Genomic DNA, 18480 nt, shown 5'->3' on the forward strand with positions numbered 1-18480 from the left:
TGGACTCTCCTTTAATGGTTCGAATAAGTTAAGATGCTGTAATTTCACCGCGGTTGCAGCGCTCGATATAGTCGTTGACTTGATCAGTTGTCGGCATCGCATCGGAGCAGCTGTGACTGGAGATCACGATACAAGCTGCGGCACTGCCGTATTCCATACTTTTTTCAATCGTCCAACCTTGCATAATGCCATAAATAAAGCCAGCGGCATAAGAATCCCCTGCACCAAACGTCTTGACCACTTTAGCCGGGAAGCTCTTGGCACGATGACCAACACCGTCTGGCGTATAAGCGATGGAGCCTTCCTTGCCATGCTTGATAATGACAATCTTCGCCGAATAGTCGAACCATTTAGCAGCTGTGATCTGATCATTTTTCTCAGGATTGTTCTCAAAGCGTTCCATCATATCGAATTCTTCGCGGGTACCCAGAATAATGTCACATTTCTCGGCCGCCAGATTGTAGTAAACGGCTGTCTCTTCTGATGTTTTCCATGTGTATGGACGGTAATCTAGATCAAAAATGATGACGACCCCATGCTTCTTCGCGTAATCCAATGCCTGAAAGACGGCTTCGCGGGACGGGCTTTGCGCAAGTGCTGTACCAGAGATAAGAAGTACCTTTGATTCTGCAATCAGTGATTCTTGTACTTCGGCTGGTGTCAGCAGCAAGTCCGCCACATTGTCACGATACATAAGGATGCTGCATTCCGTTGGGCTTTTGATTTCTGTAAAGGCTAGTCCCGTAACCGCGCCAGTATGATCTGTCACGACATTCGTAGTTTCGATGTTGTTCCGCTCTAAATAATCAGCGATGAAACGACCCATTTGATCGTTGGCGATTTTACCGATAAAGGCTGTTTTCATGCCCAATCTTGCCATGCCAATCGTAATGTTAGCGGGTGAACCCCCTACATATTTGGTAAAGGTCATAGTCTCTTCCATAGGACGATTAATTTCATTCGCATTCAAATCTATACATAGTCTACCAATGGCTACAAAATCCAGCGGCTTCGACTGTGGAAAGGAAACATAGGTCATAGGATCATTACCTTCTTTCTTGTGGAATGAGGGATTCTATATGTTGAAGTGCTTTCTTAGCGTATTCATAAGGGTTGTGTGCAGCCGGATCCTGCTCGCCTTCCAACATCGCCCATCCCGCAAATCCTTGAGATAGCAGCTCCTCAAATATAGGATCGAAGTCGATACAACCGTCACCAGGAACGGTGAACACCCCTTTGCGGATACAAGTCACGAAATCGACCTGTTCAGCGCGAGCTTCATCTAATACGGCTTGCCGAATATCCTTCAAGTGGATATAAGCAATCCGCTTTTCGTGCTTGCGCAGCACAGTGAGTGGGTCCGCCCCGCCATAATAGGCATGACCGGTGTCGAAGAGCAGGTATACGAGCGAAGGATCTGTAAGCTCCATCAGCTTATCAATTTCCTCCGGACTTTCAACTACCGTTCCACCGTGGTGGTGATACGTCAACTTCAAACCGTACTCCTGCGCGATGGCTCCTGCAAGGTTTAGTCCTTCTGCTAAGCTTTGCCAGCCGGCTTCATCCAGACGAATAACTTCCTTCTCGTTCGGGGAGCGGCGCGGGTCGAAGTGAAGAGAGCCCCCAACTTCTGCTGTGCTGATGACCGTACTGCCCATTTCTTTGAGAAACTCAGCGTGTTTCCTATAGGCTCTCAGTTCCTCATCCCTGTAAGCAGGATCAGAGAATAGCACGGATTTCCACTGTGACACGAGGCCTATCCCCCGCTTATCCAGCTCCTGCTTCAGTACGGCAATATCGGTCGGATATTTGCGGCCCATCTCGGTACCTTTCAGCCCCAACGCCTGAATATCATCTAAAATTTGCTCATATGTGGTATCCGCGCCATGTTCTTTGACGTCTTCTCCCACCCAATTAATTGGATGGATACCTAGCTTAAATGGCAGATCTTTCATAGATACGTTCTCTCCCCTTTATCGTTAAATGGGTCTCGCCGCTTGTATATTTTTCTTCATCTCTTCGTGCGCTGCAATCACTTTCTCGCTCTCGGAAACTTCAGGAACACCTACCTGCCACCAGGATTCATACCCCTGTGTGTTGGTTCCCGGAACAACAGGAATCTCGATCAGCGTCGTGACTGTTTCATCCTTCGCTTTAAGCAGCGCTTCCTTTAGTTCTTCAGGAGTGTTTGCTTTGTAAGCCTTCGCGCCTAAGCTGCGAGCATGCGCTGCGAAATCAATTGGCATATATCCGCCTGTCAACTTGCCCGTAGCGGCTTCACGATATCGGAACTCATTCCCGAACCCGTCGCTGCCGTGACCCCTTTGCAGATTATGGATGCATTGGAAGCCATGATTATCGAACAGCAGCACAGTAAATTTCCGGCCCTCTTGCAGGCTTGTGACCATCTCAGAGTGCAGCATCAGGTAGCTTCCATCACCGACCACGGCATAGACCTCGCGATTCGGCTCAGCCAACGCTGCCCCGAAAGCACCGCTAACTTCATAGCCCATGCAGGAGAAGCCGTATTCCATATGATAGGTTTTAGGCTCCGATGATCGCCATAAGCGGTGTAAATCCCCCGGCAGGCTTCCCGCTGCGCAAACAATGACAGCTGAAGGATCAATCGTTTGATTAATGACCCCAAGCGCGCGAGTTTGGGCAAAGCCCTCTTCACATTCCGCATTGTACAAGCGGTCAACCTCGCCATCCCACTCTGCTTTCAAAGAAGCTATGTAACCGTTCTCGTAACCGCTAACATAGTGCTGCGCCGTCAAAGCATCTTTCAGAGCGCTTAACGCTTCCTTCGCATCAGCCGTAATGCTGATTCCGCTCATTTTCGAAGAGTCAAACCCACTGACATTTATATTAATAAACTGTACCTTCGGATTCGCAAAAGCCGATTTCGATGCCGTTGTAAAGTCGGAATACCGCGTCCCTACGCCGATAATCAGGTCCGCTTGTTTTGCCAGCACATTCGCTGCGAGTGCGCCCGTAACACCGATAGCGCCAACATTCAGCGGATGGTTCCAAGGCAACGAGCTTTTACCTGCTTGCGTTTCTGCTACAGGAATCCCAAAGGCAGCTGCAAATTCCATTAATTCTTTCGTCGCATCTGCATAAAGGACCCCGCCGCCTGCAATAATCAACGGACGCTGTTTGCCTACCAGGCAGGCCACAGCACGATTCATCGCTTCTCTTGCTGGTGGACGTCTATCTAGATAATGGACTTTCTTATCGAAAAAGGCTTCCGGATAATCGTACGCCTCAGCCTGCACATCTTGAGGTAAAGCTAGGGTAACCGCACCTGTTTCTGCAGGGTCTGTTAACACTCGCATCGCCTGTACAGCCGCGCTCATTAACTGCTCTGGGCGAACAATTCGGTCCCAATATTTACTGACTGATTTGAAAGGATCAGTGGCCGATATGGTATAATCACCCACAACCTCAAGCTGCTGAAGCACTGGATCTGGCTGTCTTGTGGCAAAATTGTCTCCTGGCAGCAGCAGCACCGGAATCCGGTTGACTGTCGCTGTTGCCGCGGCGGTCACCATATTCAGAGCACCAGGTCCAATCGATGTCGTGCAGGCATAGATTTGCAGACGGTTTTGCTGCTTAGCGTAAGCCGCAGCGGCATGTACCATCCCCTGCTCATTCTTGCCTTGTATATAAGTAAGGTCTCCTGCGCTTCGTTCCAAGGCTTCTCCAAGTCCTGTCACATTGCCATGACCGAAAATCCCCATGACACCACGTACAAACTTGGTCTCTTGTCCATCCACAGACACATACTGTTGGTCCAGAAAACGCAGCAGCGCTTGTGCCATCGTTAGTCGAATCGTACTCATGACCATCTTCCTTTCACGATAAAGGTTAAGCGCTTAATCTCACAAGGTTAAGCGCTTAATCCGATAGTACAACATATTGTTTTCGACCGCAATGCCTTTTACAAAAAAAATCCATGGACCAAGAAATGGCAATGGCATAGTGACATCCTGAAGCTTTTAACCTTATGGTGTCGCTCTGCCATTCCTGTACTCCTTGGGTGACATTTGGAACTGCTGTTTGAAGACATTCGTAAAATAATTCGGCTCATCAAACCCGATGGCAGAAGCGATCTCGAATATTTTCATATCGGTATTTCGGAGCAGCAAAGCCGCCTTATCCATACGGAAACGGGTAACGAAGCGTGTAAAGCTTTCCCCTGTTGCTTTCTTAAATACAACGCTGAAATAGCTTGGATTTAAATGAATATGCGAGGCCACATCGGTCAAGCGGCATTCTTCATTGTAGTGCTCCTCAATGTACTTGACCGCTCTCTCGATCAGATTGTCACTTTTGGCCGCCTGCCAGTTGTTAAATTGCTGCTGGAAGCTCTTCACTTGCTCGGCAGCCCAATGAAGGACTTCTTCAGAGGTCCAGTGCGTTTGCGGCATTTCGTTAGGAATCCTGGCTAGCGCATTGTTATCATCGGGATCAAATTGCTTCTGTATCGTTCCAAGCAAAGCAATGGAGAGTGATAACGCCCCAATTCGCATTTCCTCTGGCGACGAAAGAGGCAGCTCTGCAAGCACCCGATCCAAAAGAAGCTGAAGACTGTCCTCCTGACCGACCAGAATGGCAGACATCAGTTGAACTTCCATCTCTCTAACCCTCGCCTGGTTAAGCGACAGCATAATCCCGGATCCTATTTCACTTCCACTCTCAGGAAGGCTGGCAACAGGTCCGGAGACAATCCCTTTGGTCAAGTTATACAAATCCGCTAACTCATTAGCAGAAGGGCCGATCCCCATGGAAATCATATGCAAGCGAATTTTCAAATACTCGAAGGAAGCATTTTGAATGGCTTCTTGCAAGCTCTCCTCGACACCATGTTGTGCCGAAACCAGTACAAAGCTGTCATGCTCCACTAATAGCAGCTGCGCCTCAACCCCCGCTCCATTCAGCAGCTCTTGGGCGATATTGGAGAACGCAAACTGCAGCAGGCTCATGTCGCTTTTCCCATACGCCTTATTTGCCAAATCCTCGCTGTTCATTTGCAGAAGCCACAGCTCCTTGCCAGCCAGACCATCGGTTAGCCTTGCTGCTGTGCTCTTCTCATAAGGCAAGTCCAGCAAGGCCGATCGAAGCTCCTGATCTTGCTGGAGCCGCAGCTGCACTTCCTGTTTCTGCTGCTGGGCATATTTTACATAGAACCGCTCGGATGCCTTATTCATCACCTGACGAACATCCTGTTCCGTGCATGGTTTGGTCAGAAAATCCAACGCACCATGTCGAACGGCCGCTTGTGCATACTCAAAATTTTTGTAGCCCGTCAAAATGATGACAAGCATGTCGGGATAGTTCTGCCGCAAATGCCCTACGAATTCGATCCCGTCCATGATGGGCATTCGGATATCGGTCAACACCAAGTCAGGCTTAAGCTCGTCCAGCATTGCTAATGCATCCTGCCCGTTGCTAGCTTCGCCAACCACTTCCCAGCCTAATTCTCTGCCTTCTAACATCTTCATTAGCCCTTTTCGAAAATTCGGCTGATCTTCCACAATTAATACTCTCCCGATTCTCATGCTGCTGAACCTCCTGTCTCGACGTTGTTTACAAAAGGCAAAACAAGACGCATAGTGGTACCGCTTTCGATCACGCTATTGATTTCCAAACGATAAGGCGAGCCATACACCAGCTCGATTCTCCTAACAACACTGCGAACCCCGAGACTTTCTCGCCCATCTGAACGCTGCGGCAAAGAGGAGCCTTGGAAGCCTAGTATTTGCGAAATGGCCACTTCGTCCATACCGCAGCCATTATCCGTTACTTCAATCTCAAGAAAGCCATCTCGACTGCTCGCTTTAATCAACAGCACCTTATGCGACACTTTGTTGCGAAAGGCATGCATAAACACATTTTCGACCAATGGCTGTAGAAGAGACCGCATAACTTGGCCATTCAGAACGTCATCATCCGCTTGAATGATCGTCTCCAAGTCCGTTTCAAAGAGCTCCTTCTGTACCTTCAAATAGTTTCGGATTTGCTGTAGTTCTTCTCCCACAGTGGTTAGGGTACGCACAGGCATCAACGAGTACTTGAGCATCTCAGATATGGCCGCGATCAAGGCCGCTGTTTCGACCTCGTCTTGCAGATATAGCTTCCAATAAATTTCGTTAAACATGTTATGCAAAAAATGTGGATTTAATTGAGCCTGCAGCGCTTTAAGCTCTGCTTCCTTCTCACTTAATTGCGTCAAATACACTTCCTTGATCAGCCTTCCGACTTGTTCCGCCATTGCGTTAAAGCTCTCTCCGATATAGGCCAGCTCATCTTTGGTTCGAATCTCAATGCGCGTATCGAAATCGCCAGATCTTACTTTGCGCAGACCCTGCAGCAAATCCTTGAGCGGCCGCAGCAGATTTCCCGTAGAGAGTACGATCAACACACTGGTGAGAAGAATGCTGACCAGGCCAGAGTATACGATTTTCTGAAATAAATCCCGATTCTTGCTTTGAATAGCCGTAAGCGAAGTGCCGCTAACTAGCTTGAAGGAAGTCACTTTCGACTGTCCTTGAACGAACAAATGCTGATCCATAATCTGAGTTTGATTCAAATTTTTCAGGCGTTCCTGTTTATCTATCGTGCTCTCCGGCGAATTGCTAAATAACAGCTCATTATTCTTGTTGAACAAATAGACTTCGCCCTCTCCATTCTTCGTCAGTTCCTTGAGAGAACCTGAGAAGAACGATTCGTCAAAAGCCATCACGAGCACACCATACGTGTTCAAAGCGCTATTTTTCATCCATCGGGCCACAATGATTGTGTTTCTGAACCCGCTTGGCTCCACGGAGGATGACAATGGCATGTTAATCCAAACGAGATCCCCATAGGTGTCGTTGATTTTGGAACGAATTGTGCTGAATACGCTCTCATTCGGCGTGTTAATGGCCGAGGTGGTATAGCTGAAATAAGAAGGATTCCCTTTGAGGTCATACAAGTACATACCGGTAATATATGGCGCATCGGATTTGATCTGGAATATCTGTTCTTCGATTTGCTTTTTGTTGTAATACAGATTAAAAGGATCGGAATCTTCGCTCGAATTGATCCGTGTGATGACCTTTTCGATTTCAGGATTAAATACGACCGTTTGTGAGATCCGTACAACCTCCTGTACTTTCAGGTCCATCTTCGCCAGTGCTTCTTCGTTCGTACTCGAAAACTGCTTACTGATTTCTTCTTCAAACAGTGTCAAGTTATAGCGATACGTTAAATAACCCGTTATGCCGAACGTCAGCAAAATGATGACGGATAAGCTGAGAATCAGTTTTACCCTGAAGCTGCGGTTAATGCTTAGTAAAAGTCGACTCCATGATCTCATCTCATTTACCCCTATATCTTAGTAGTGGCCAATCCCTTGACGACATTATAGCAACATCTTTCGTGTTCCTGCCATCCTTTTAGTCATATAGGCAAAAATTGAAAAAAGCTTAGTTCATCAATCATGAACTAAACTTCTTGGCAAAGCGCTGTGTGCTACAGCTCTTCGAATTTATTTTCTAATTTATTTTCGATCGGTTGCAGGAGCTCATCATCGTTGTTGTCACGTACCGTTTTCTGGAGAACAAAGGAAGACATCGTCAGGAACAAGGCCGTAACAGCGTAATAACCTTTTACAGAAAGCAACTGCTCCAGGTTAATAATCCCAATAAACATACCCAGAAGCGCTAGAGCGAATGAGCTCCATGCCAAGAAGGTGAAAGCAGCTGTATTGCGTTTGCGTGAACCGTAGCCATCCTCCAAATTATCACGAATAACCTTCTGTAAGACAAAAGCTGACATCGTGAGGAATAACGCGCAAACTGCGAAGTAACCTTTGACACTCAGTGATTCTTCCAATGTATAAATCCCGATGAACATCGCCAGAAACGCCCCAATGAAAGATGCCCATGCCATAAAAGTAAATGCTGTCGTATTCCGTCTCCGATGATCCATCATCTCAGAAAGCCCCCTGTGGTTGCTGCCGCAACGCTTTAGTGTTTTGCTCTTGCTTTTGTTCTTAGTATACGAGATAGCTCCCATCGCAGATAGTACTATTTACCAATAGTACCCAAATGCTCTTGCATCCTAAAACACGGCTTGCATCGTCTTTATTGGGGTTGACCACCGCCACGCGGTTGTGCTACAACGGCGCCAAGGATTCTCGCGCGTTGAGAGAGCGAGTGCTGCAGAGGTTGATGTTAAACACATTGTGCCGCCTAAGGCCTATTTACAACATCTATTGCTTGTAGAGAAGATATCAAGGAAATTGTTGTACGTTGTGCAACTTGCCTCCAAATTTTCTATTTCCACTAAATAAACTATAAACAAGCAAATAACCACATAAACCAGACAAGTCAAGTCAAATCAAGTCAAATCAAGATAAGTCAAGACAAGACAAAGACAAGACAAGACAAAGACAAAGACAAGTCAAGACAAGACATCCAAACAAACCAGTCGTCACCAAAAACGCATAGAGACCTTCTATGTGATTATATATAGTTTAAGCATCATTTTGCTTCGTACCGGGAAATGTTGTACATTGTACAACATTTTGCAAGTTAATCCACATTTTCTATGGAAATGTTGCAAAAAATACAGAAATTTCAGCCAAAAGCAGCTCTTTAGCCTCTAAAACGGACGAATTGTTGTACAACAGAGTCAATTTCGTAATTCAAAACCCTTGCTACATAAGGACTTATAGCGCATTCAAAAACAGTCACCTACCCAAGATATTATGGCTCCTTGTGGGAAAATAGTGCTTTAATAGTGAAATTAGCTCCTTAAGGTTTATCCGACGATATTTCTATCGAATCCACACTTCATTTGAACGTTAAGAGTCTTTAGGGACTTCTATTTTTACATAATACGGTGAAAATGAAGAGATAGCAGTCTCTAAAGGCTCTTATCCGATTGCTTTTCTCCYGAGWTCAMACTTTACTTGACGGATAAGAGCCTCTACGGACTCTTATTTTTACAAAATACGCTGGAAATGAAGAAATAGCAGTCTCTAAAGGCTCTTATTTACGGACTCTTATTTTTACAAAATACGCTGGAAATGAAGAAATAGCAGTCTCTAAAGGCTCTTATTCAACTGCATTTCTCCCGAATCCATACTTGGAAAATCGGACTTTATTATGAAATTGACTCCAACATACAACAATTCTTAGCTTACTAAGCAGAATCAAAGAAATTGTTGCACGTTGTACAACTTGGCTGCTTAATTCTCTATTTCAACTAAACAAACATTAAACAAATAACCACATAACCTAGATAAGCCAGACAAGACAAGACCAGAGAAAGACAAGACAAGACAATCAAACAAACCACCAGCGCCAAGAACGCATAGACACTTACTGAGTGTTTATGAACGTATCCACAATCTCACTCAATCACAAACAACTACAACGCATATTCACTTACCAAATGATTACGCACGTATCCGCACAATCCCACTCAATTACAAACAACTCCAACCCATAGTCACTAACCAAATGATTAGGCATTCTCCCCACAATCTCACTCAACTCAGCAAATTGCATGACTAAACATGCTAAATAGAGGTAAGCTTCGCCTCCTCTCTGATCCAACTATTTCAAAAATAACCCGTTCGGGGTTGACCACCGCTATGCGACGGTGCTATAACGCGCGCGTTGAGAAGGCATTAACTCGGCATGAATCTATCCTGTTTTTGCGCAACCAAAATTCAATCACAAATAGCTACACCAAAGGCATGATGCTCCCAGAAGACACCCTGAATTTGCTTCGTTTCCTCTTGTTCGCAAGCGACGAGCACAATAACTTCGGTTATTTTGTTCCGGGACGGGAGATTCCCCTTCTTCTTTTTTTTATGAACGATATCAATGATAACCCCAATGATGAACCCCACGGCTGCGCCAATAAGGCCCCAAAGAATGGCCCCACCTTTTAAAATAAAGCCATAGGTAGAGCCAATTACCGTGAACGCCGTTGCCAAGGCTGTCCCCGCATCAAATAAACTAACGCCATCGGAACGATGGATCGTATCGAACATCTTCGGTTTATGGGGTCTCCCCTGCAAAGAAACAGCATAAATGTGCTCCTTTGGAATACCCGCTTCTTCAAGAGCAGTGATCGCCAGCTCCAAGTAGATCGAATGTTCAAATGATGCTATTACATGCATGGTGTAACCCTCATTTTCGAAGCGAAGATTTAGGAAATGGAAATTGGGGAGGCTGATAGTTCTCTTGCAGCATGGAAATCTGCTCGTGATCAAACAGCTTGTTATATTCAACTGTACTTACATAAGCATCGTAGACGGAAAAACCATATAGAGAAGGCAAAAATATAAGCCAATGCATACTTACTACACGGGCGGACTGTGTTAAGTCCCACATGAGTAAATAGTGAATTCCTTCAAGCAAATGGGACAAATAAGAAAGCGAAATCCAGGTCACCAGTATAAAAAAAGCATTGATAATCCGGTGGGCGTAAAGCTGTCCCATTCCCGGCATTAACAGGGACCAAACCATCGATAGCCATGGCGAGCGTTTATCTAAATAGTTAATTTCCATACTGCTCATCTTAAAACAATCCATCGGGGCTTTTTCCCGCTTGGCCAAAATAAATTGATGATTCATATCCACGGTAGTTCGATAGCTATCGTAAATGGCAAATAAATATACAGGCACATAGAGTGACATCCACCGAATATTCAGCACCTCATTGGCTCGTTCGAATTGACAAGTAAAGGTGTATACGATCGCTTCATTCAAATGCATCTGGGAATTAATGAGCATTTCCCATCCAATAAGGATAAAGCCGCGAATATACTTGGATAGCAATAAATGACCAAAGCCCGGAAAGGCTGCGGCCCACCATACAATAATGAAGGGATTGCGCAAATGCAATTGAGTAATGCCTAATACACTGACGAATGCAATCTGACGGCGAGGCTTGGTTCTCATGTGCAGCATCCTTATAAATCAGTTTCCAATAATGCTATTATCTTCTTTCGCATGTAAGATATACATTTCGGATTTGACAATTGATTTTTAGTACCGTATAGTACTATTCATGAAAAAACAAAAAAAATTAACCAACCGTGATCTTGTGATTCAAGTGGCAACGGATTTGTTCCTGACCAAAGGCTACTTAGCAACCAGCATGGACGAAATCGTTGCCGTGAGTAAAGTGTCTAAAACCAATATTTATTATTATTTCAAAAGCAAAGAAGACCTGTTGACCGCAATTCTCGAACAACTTATTCACACCTATAACGAGATGATCCAGGAGACCGTGTCACGTTCGGGGTTAAGTGTGCAGGAGCGTTTCACTGCTCTCCTACAAGTGCTGACAGGACTTGAATGGACTTCCTTAGGCGGATGCCCGTTTCTCACGCTCTACACACAGATGCCGCTTGATGCAGATGTACTGCGGGAGAAAGTGAGCGTTTTTTTCAGGGACCAAATACTTACGGTGGAAGCCCTGCTCATCGAGGGTGTTCATAACAAGGAGTTTTCATCCACTCTGCCGACAAAAGCCACGGCTCAATTGATCGTATCGACGATTGAAGGCGGGCTGTTCCTGCAGCATGCAAACGAAGATCCAGCTATGTTGGATCAAACTCTTTCTACTTTAGCCTTGTTGCTAAAGTAATTTTTTTAATCACAACTAGTACCAATTAGTACTAAAATAACAATGAAGGGCGGGCAATTAAGATGACTCATATTTTCATCACAGGCGGTACAGGTTTCATAGGAACACAAACATTAGAGCAGCTATTCCGTGAGGATCATACCGTTTCGGTGCTCGTTCGCTCCAAAGCTCGATGGGAGCAGATCCGCAAGCAATTAGGCGGGCTCAGCGGTGATGGTCAGAGGGAAACTAGTGTGGGAAATGAGCGAATTTTCCCGGTTATAGGAGATTTAAGCTTACCCGGCCTTGGATTAAGCGCGCCTGACATGGCGTCAGTGCTAACGGCAGATGTCATCATTCACGCAGGTGGACCGATGGATATTCGGATCGGGGAGGCCGAGGCCCGTGCGGTTTTCCTGCAAGCCGCCGAGGAATTGCTAAGTTTGGCATCGCAAATTCATAAGCGCAAGGGTCTGCAGCATTTCATCCATCTAGTCGGCTTCAAAAGTCCCTTTACAGCTGATAATATCCACAATCCAGCACCTATCATCGCTAGTTTAGAGAAGGAATCTCCTTACGAGCTCATGAAATTTCTAGCTGATTTGCGCATTCGCCAAGGAGCGAAGCAGCTAAACTTTCCTCTATCTGTCGTCCATCCAAGCGTTCTTATTGGCAGCTCAGAGAATGGGGATACCCCGCAAACAGGCGGGCTCGGTATTCTCGTACAGGCCACCGCGCGTAGGTTGATGAGTATTACACCCGGCGGTAACTCCCATTGGCTGCCTCTCTTTCATGTTGATCACGCTGCTGAGTTCATTAGCGCTCTAGCGAAGGAATCGAATCCCGTTAGTCAAACCTACTACTTACTGGATGAGAAGAAGCAAAGTCCCTCGATGACAGAGCTCGTGTCAGGCATAGCCAAGGAACTTCGTGTCAGTAAACCATGGGGAGCGATCTCACCTAAATGGTTGTCAAAGATTCTGGGGAGTCCTCTTGGACGGAAAATCGGAATTCCTAAGGAATCCCTCGATTTCATCGTGGATGTTAATCATGTCTATCCCCTAACTGCCGCACAAGACATGCAGAGAAAGTACGGATTGGGGCACGCGATTAACGCCTCGATTATGCCCCATACCATCTCGGATCTCGACTTTCGTCTCGTTCATTCCCACCCTCAGGCAGATGGATATATACGGGGTAAAAGAGGGCCTTTGGCCACACTGGAACGAGTGGGATCAGACAAGGGAAAGCCTCCGATCCTGTTCGTTCATGGCACTTTAAGCGGAGCAGACTGCTTGCTTCCGCTGGCCGAGCAATTCCCTGAGTCTTCCGTCTGCCTGGTCGATCTCCCAGGCTTTGGCCGTTCGCCCTATCACCACGGTGCGGACGTGATAGAAGGGCATATCGAATCGCTTGTCCGGGCGATTCGGTCTTTCGAGACCCCGGTTACGCTCGTGGGGCACTCACTGGGCGGACTGCTCGCCGCCCACGCCTACGCTCGCGTACCGGAACAGATCCACAGGCTGCATCTGCTGCAGCCTGCACTGCACAGCGCTGCGCGGAGGTACCGTAGCGCGCAAATCAACGAAGCCGCGCTGCGCATGCTGCGCGCGGCGAGCTTACGGAAGCAGCTGCTGGCGCAGAGCTGCTTCACGGACATAAGTGACATACCGCCTGCGTATGTCACTTATGTCCTGGCCGAGCTGCAGTCGCCGCGTGTGCGGAAGACGACTGCGGAGACCCTCTCTGCGCTGACGCGCGCAGAGAGCTTCACACTGAAGCAGCTCGATGCGCGGCTGCTTCATCAAACATCGATCCTGTGGGGAACCCAGGATCAGATGTACCGTCTGCCGGAGCGCTTTCGCTCCGCGCGCACGGTGGAGATAGCGGCTGCTCACCACTTCCCTATCTCGCATCCGGTGCTAAGCGCTCAGCTCCTGAGGCAGCAAGGTCTATAGCTTTTACTGCAAGAGCTCGATTCTTCTGCCGCAGCGAGGCATGATGTCAATCGAGTTCTTCGATTTTTTTCCAGCAGACATTTTCCAATAGACATACACCCAATTCCTTCTCTTCGAATAAGGTAAAGGAAAAAGTAGGCTCGCATGTAACGCCTTTGCTTACGAAGAAAGGGAGGAACCCCTATGCAAATCCACGTTGTCCAGAAGGGACAGACGTTATACCGCATTTCGCAAACGTATGGAGTGTCAGTAGATACGATCGCATCAGCCAATGAAATGACCCCCAGCCAATCCCTGGTCATCGGACAGGCATTGGTCATTCCGATTGTTGGCTCGTTCTACTGGGTACAGCCCGGTGAAGGGCTCTATCTGATTGCCCGAAAACTCGGAATCGACCTGCAAACCCTCGCCTCCGTCAATAGACTAACCTTGTATCAATCTTTACCTGTAGGCTTTCGTCTCTATATTCCGCCAACCCCTCGTACGCAAGCAGAAGTGAATGCCTATTTAGAGCCTCGCGGGTCTGACGTATCGCCCGTTCTCATTCAATCCGCCAAGGAAGCAGCCCCTCATCTTACGTACTTAGCTCCATTCAGCTTCCGTATTAAACGGGACGGCACCCTCCAAGCCCCTCCACTGGATGATCTTCGTGGGATTGCCTCACAGCATGGCGTCACCTTGATGATGGTTGTGACCAATCTCGAGAATGACCAATTCAGCGCTGAGCTCGGACATATCATCCTCACCGACGAAACCGTTCAGAATCATCTGCTTCAGACTATTAAAAGCACTGCCAAGCAATATGGATTCCGCGATATCCATTTTGACATTGAGCATCTGTTCCCCGATGATCGTGATGCCTACAATCGCTTTCTACGTAAAGCCGCGACACAACTCCATCAAGAAGGTTATTTAATGTCTACGGCACTCGCGCCGAAAACAAGCGCCGCTCAAGTCGGCGCCTGGTACTCTGCGCATGATTACAGAGCGCATGGCCAAATCGTCGATTTCGTTGTCATCATGACGTACGAGTGGGGCTACAGCGGTGGCCCCCCTATGGCCGTCTCCCCCATCGGACCCGTGCGCAAAGTGCTGGAATATGCCATTAGCGAGATGCCCGCTTCCAAAGTCATGATGGGTCAAAATCTGTACGGCTACGACTGGACGTTGCCCTATGTCAAAGGCGGCGCCTTTGCTAAGGCTGTCTCTCCGCAAGCGGCTATTGATCTCGCCCGCAAGTATAATGCGCAGATCCTATACGATTACACGGCGCAAGCCCCGCATTTTAACTACTGGGACGATGCTGGCAAGGAACACACCGTCTGGTTCGAGGACGCGCGCTCGATTCAAGCGAAATTCCGCTTATTGAAGGAGCTTGGCTTACGCGGGATTAGTTACTGGAAGCTTGGTCTTAAATTTCCGCAAAACTGGCTGCTCCTTGAGGAAAATTTCAAAGTCGTGAAACGATCTTAGTCGGATGGAAATGGCGGATCCACAAAGTAGTAAAGAGGTTTTCCCACTAAGCCATTTTTGGATGTAATCTCTCATTTACTTTACCAAGTTATGGCGATCAGGGTTTACCCGAGGGAACGTCGATCCGCTATTTGGACGAAAAACACCCGAATTCATGAGGAAGAGGAACTACGATGCGCTATTTATCGTTTTTATGCCTCCGGATTGTTCATTTTGAGCAAATAGCGTTCTCATGTTCCTCTATTTCGATTTCTATCGCAGATTTCCCAAAATAACGAATCGACGTTCCCCTAATTAAAGGTCCGGTGAGACTTTCCCTTGCAATCGAGACAAAACAAAAAATGAGAAGGCAAGAATAACCTTGCCACCTCATTTTTTTGTTTTTTGCACCCTTTTACTTTTGGGAAAATTCTTTTTTCTGGCCTAAGCCTGCCTTTGTAAAGAATAATAACTTGCTGCAACCTTTGTTTACAGCCTCTCGTCTAAGCTTAAGTAATTTTTACCAATTACATAGGTTTAACTTATATTCATCTGTAATCCTTATGATCATCAAATGGGAAGGGCGTGGGGCATAAACTTGCTGGCAAGTATGGAACTTGAAACTATGATTCGATGGATGTATTTGGGTATTTATTATGACAACTATTCATTTTAACCCTCTATATTCCGATAATAGTAGCGTTCCATAATTTTCAATTTATAAATCGTAGAGGAACAACAATGGAGGGAACGAGAGAAATGAAGTCTAGACACAGTAAGTGGTTATCCTTGGTATTTATTTTTATTCTAGCTACTCAATCCTTAGTGACAGGAACCGCTTTTGCAGCTGATGAGATTTCTAAGCTCGTCCTGAATAAAAACGAACTTGCTTTGCAAGTCGGAGATACAGCCAATCTGACGGCCACCGCCATCTTCGTAAGCGGCTCTACCGAGAATGCAACCGTCAAAACCGATTGGAATTCCGGTTCGACCGATATTGCCTCCGTCTATGCGGGTGTGGTAACCGCCAAAAAAGAAGGCAAGGCCGTGATAACTGCCACGTATATGGGTAAGACCGTAATCGTTAACGTCGATGTTAGCAAAAAGGTAAAATCATTAACCAAAGATAAACAGTCCCTGGCTCTCCGCCTTAATGCGACTGATCAAGTTAAGATTACAGCCTTTTACGACGACGGCACGTCCGAAGATGTAACGAGCAAGGCTGATTACACCGTCGATACGAGCTCCATTGCGACCGTAACGAATGGTTTAGTGAAGGGACAAAATCCCGGCAGTGCATCGATTACGATTAAATATATGAATCAATCCCTGACATTGCCAGTCGATGTTGAAATTGTAAGACGTATTGATGCTGTGAAATCCAGTATATCCTTACTGCTTAATGGAACAGAACCAATCGTACTGAACGCTACCTACCCAGATGGTACAAACGCTGATATCTCCGCTAAAGCAGTATGGACCACTGACAAACCGAACGTTGCTGATGTCATTAATGGTTCCGTTAAAGGTTACGGTGTAGGTACAGCTAATTTAACTGCTACATACGGCACTAAATCGACAACGGTTAAAGTTGATGTGGACAGTACATTGAAACTCACATTAGATCAACCAAATGTCTTAATGAAGAAAAATGCAATTAAAGATCTGAAATTAGAAGCTACCTACATCGACAGCGCTACACCCGTTAACTTTACAGATCGCGCTGAATGGGCTTCAAGTGATGAAGATATCGTCCAAGTTACCAAAGGTAAGCTGACTGCCATATCCATTGGTGAAGCGACGATTTATGCCAAATACGGTGATAAAGTAGTTACAGCTAACGTTGATGTTGAAGTTCCTCGCCGTTTAGTCGTTAGTACCGACCTGCTCTCTATGCAAGTAGGTCAAGTGCTTCCCGCCCTTACTTTGACGGCTACTTATGCCGATGGTACGAGCGACAATACCATCGCAGATAGCGCGACTTGGAGCGTGGATAACGACGCCGTTGCATTTGTAAGTAAGGGTTTAGTTAAAGCTTATAAATCCGGTGAAGCCACGGTAACCGCTAAATACGGCGGCAAGACTACGACAACCAAAGTCGAAGTCGATATCCCTACGACCATCAAAGCAAGTAAAAAAGCTGTTAATTTACAAAAAGGCGGGTCCGACAAAGTCACGTTAACCGCTTATTTCAAAGATAACAGAGAATTGGATGTTACATCCCTGGCAGAATGGACGACCAGCTCCAAAGATATCGCCGAAGTACGGGGCGGTGAAATCACAGGGATTTCAACCGGCACTGCAACGATTACAGGGAAATACGGTACACGCACAACTAGTATTCAAGTATCGGTTGGCGTACTGAAAAGTTTGACGGTCAGTCAAGAAAAGCTAGTTATGAAAAAAGGCGATTCCGTTACTTTAACAGCAGAAGCTATATATACCGATGATACCAAGAATAGCAATGCAGCCGCAGATGTCATCTGGACAAGCAGTAATCTCAAAGCAGCCACTGTTGACGGAGGTAAAGTAAAAGCTGTAGCTTCAGGAGAAACGACCCTGACCGCGCAGCTGGACAGCAAGACAGTTACAATTTCGGTCACTGTCGATATGGCAAGCGATCTATCGGCGAATGTTACCAATTTAGTTTTTGACTTGAATGAAACAAGATCTATCGTGTTGACGGCTACAGATGCTAGCGGTGCAGCACGCATTGTAACTAATGAGGCTGAGTGGAAATCAAGCAGCACCACCATCGCGTCAGTATCCAAAGGTGTTGTAACATCGGTTTCCCGAGGTAAAGCAACCATAACCGCAACTTATGGCGGTAAAAGTGTATCCATTCCGGTTGAAATCGGCGTGATTCAGACACTAGTCGCTGATAAATCTTTCATCGTCACCAAAAGCGGCGAGCAAGTACAAGTGAAATTAACCGCTACTTTAGCTGACGGCACTACCAAAGATGTCACGGAAACAGCAACATGGAAAGTCATGGCCTATAAACTTGGAACTGTTACGAATGGGCTTTTCACTGCTACTGGTTCAGGAAAAACAACGATCACCGGGTCCTTCGGCGGCAAAATGGTCGCTATTCCCGTGGAAATCGATTCACTGAAATATTTGAAAACAGATGTCGTCAAAATCGAGCTGCAAGAAGGCAAAACGGCTCAGATTGAGGCGTTGGCTACCTACACAGACGGGTCCGAAGAAGATGTAACCAAACCTGCACTATGGACATCGTCGAACATCATGATTGCTGATGTGAAGGATGGTATCATTCGAGCAACCGGCAAAGGGTCTGCTAGAATTACGGTCACGTATTCCAACATGAGAACGACCGTACAAGTGACAGTTACGAAGTAATACCAATGAAACCGTTGTTTCCCAAATTGGGGAACAGCGGTTTTTCTCATTTTACAGAAAAAAGCATAAG

The 18480-nt window shown here is 46.4% G+C and carries 12 protein-coding genes and 1 pseudogene; 4 read left to right on the plus strand and 9 right to left on the minus strand.

Annotated features, from left to right (window positions below; all coding sequences use genetic code 11):
* Positions 1 to 28 precede the first annotated feature (28 nt).
* The 9 genes and pseudogenes from iolC to ASG85_RS38845 form a co-directional block, all read right to left on the minus strand.
* Positions 29 to 1039, minus strand: a complete 1011-nt coding sequence (gene iolC / locus ASG85_RS11205) for a 5-dehydro-2-deoxygluconokinase (protein WP_057302541.1) — start codon at positions 1037 to 1039, stop codon at positions 29 to 31.
* Positions 1040 to 1046: 7 nt separating this feature from the next.
* The gene (gene iolE, locus ASG85_RS11210; protein ID WP_057302542.1) at positions 1047 to 1955 is read right to left on the minus strand and encodes a myo-inosose-2 dehydratase; all 909 of its coding nucleotides are present in this window, start codon (positions 1953 to 1955) and stop codon (positions 1047 to 1049) included.
* Between the two features lie 24 nt (positions 1956 to 1979).
* Positions 1980 to 3845, minus strand: a complete 1866-nt coding sequence (gene iolD / locus ASG85_RS11215; protein ID WP_060646258.1) for a 3D-(3,5/4)-trihydroxycyclohexane-1,2-dione acylhydrolase (decyclizing) — start codon at positions 3843 to 3845, stop codon at positions 1980 to 1982.
* Between the two features lie 162 nt (positions 3846 to 4007).
* Positions 4008 to 5564: a response regulator transcription factor gene (locus ASG85_RS11220; RefSeq protein WP_060646259.1), complete on the minus strand. Its 1557-nt coding sequence runs from the start codon at positions 5562 to 5564 to the stop codon at positions 4008 to 4010.
* A complete protein-coding gene (locus ASG85_RS11225; RefSeq protein ID WP_057302545.1) occupies positions 5561 to 7363 on the minus strand; it encodes a sensor histidine kinase in 1803 nt (600 codons plus the stop codon). Before ASG85_RS11225 ends, ASG85_RS11220 begins: the two co-directional genes overlap by 4 nt.
* A 155-nt stretch (positions 7364 to 7518) precedes the next feature.
* Positions 7519 to 7785, minus strand: coding sequence for a YiaA/YiaB family inner membrane protein (locus tag ASG85_RS11230; protein WP_268795876.1), 267 nt, complete (start codon positions 7783 to 7785; stop codon positions 7519 to 7521).
* Positions 7777 to 7977: pseudogene (locus tag ASG85_RS39560) on the minus strand (YiaA/YiaB family inner membrane protein); the annotation flags it as partial. The pseudogene ASG85_RS39560 and the gene ASG85_RS11230, both read right to left, overlap by 9 nt.
* Positions 7978 to 9727: 1750 nt before the next feature.
* Entirely contained in the window at positions 9728 to 10183 is a 456-nt protein-coding gene (locus ASG85_RS38840) for a hypothetical protein (protein WP_060646260.1), read from the minus strand.
* Between the two features lie 10 nt (positions 10184 to 10193).
* Positions 10194 to 10967: a hypothetical protein gene (locus tag ASG85_RS38845; protein ID WP_057302547.1), complete on the minus strand. Its 774-nt coding sequence runs from the start codon at positions 10965 to 10967 to the stop codon at positions 10194 to 10196.
* 109 nt (positions 10968 to 11076) lie between these two features.
* On the opposite strand from ASG85_RS38845, the gene ASG85_RS11245 reads away from it, so the two are divergent.
* From ASG85_RS11245 to ASG85_RS11260, 4 genes are all read left to right on the plus strand, one after another.
* Positions 11077 to 11658, plus strand: coding sequence for a TetR/AcrR family transcriptional regulator (locus tag ASG85_RS11245; protein ID WP_060646261.1), 582 nt, complete (start codon positions 11077 to 11079; stop codon positions 11656 to 11658).
* 62 nt (positions 11659 to 11720) lie between these two features.
* Complete coding sequence (locus ASG85_RS11250) at positions 11721 to 13595, plus strand: alpha/beta fold hydrolase (protein WP_060646262.1); 1875 nt, start codon at positions 11721 to 11723, stop codon at positions 13593 to 13595.
* A gap of 183 nt (positions 13596 to 13778) precedes the next feature.
* The gene (locus ASG85_RS11255; RefSeq protein ID WP_060646263.1) at positions 13779 to 15068 is read left to right on the plus strand and encodes a glycoside hydrolase family 18 protein; all 1290 of its coding nucleotides are present in this window, start codon (positions 13779 to 13781) and stop codon (positions 15066 to 15068) included.
* Between the two features lie 738 nt (positions 15069 to 15806).
* On the plus strand, positions 15807 to 18410 hold the full coding sequence (locus ASG85_RS11260) for an Ig-like domain-containing protein (RefSeq protein ID WP_060646264.1): 2604 nt from the start codon (positions 15807 to 15809) through the stop codon (positions 18408 to 18410).
* The last annotated feature ends 70 nt before the right edge of the window (positions 18411 to 18480 follow it).

This window comes from Paenibacillus sp. Soil724D2 (assembly GCF_001427935.1).
Taxonomy (GTDB): Bacteria; Bacillota; Bacilli; order Paenibacillales; family NBRC-103111; genus Paenibacillus_E.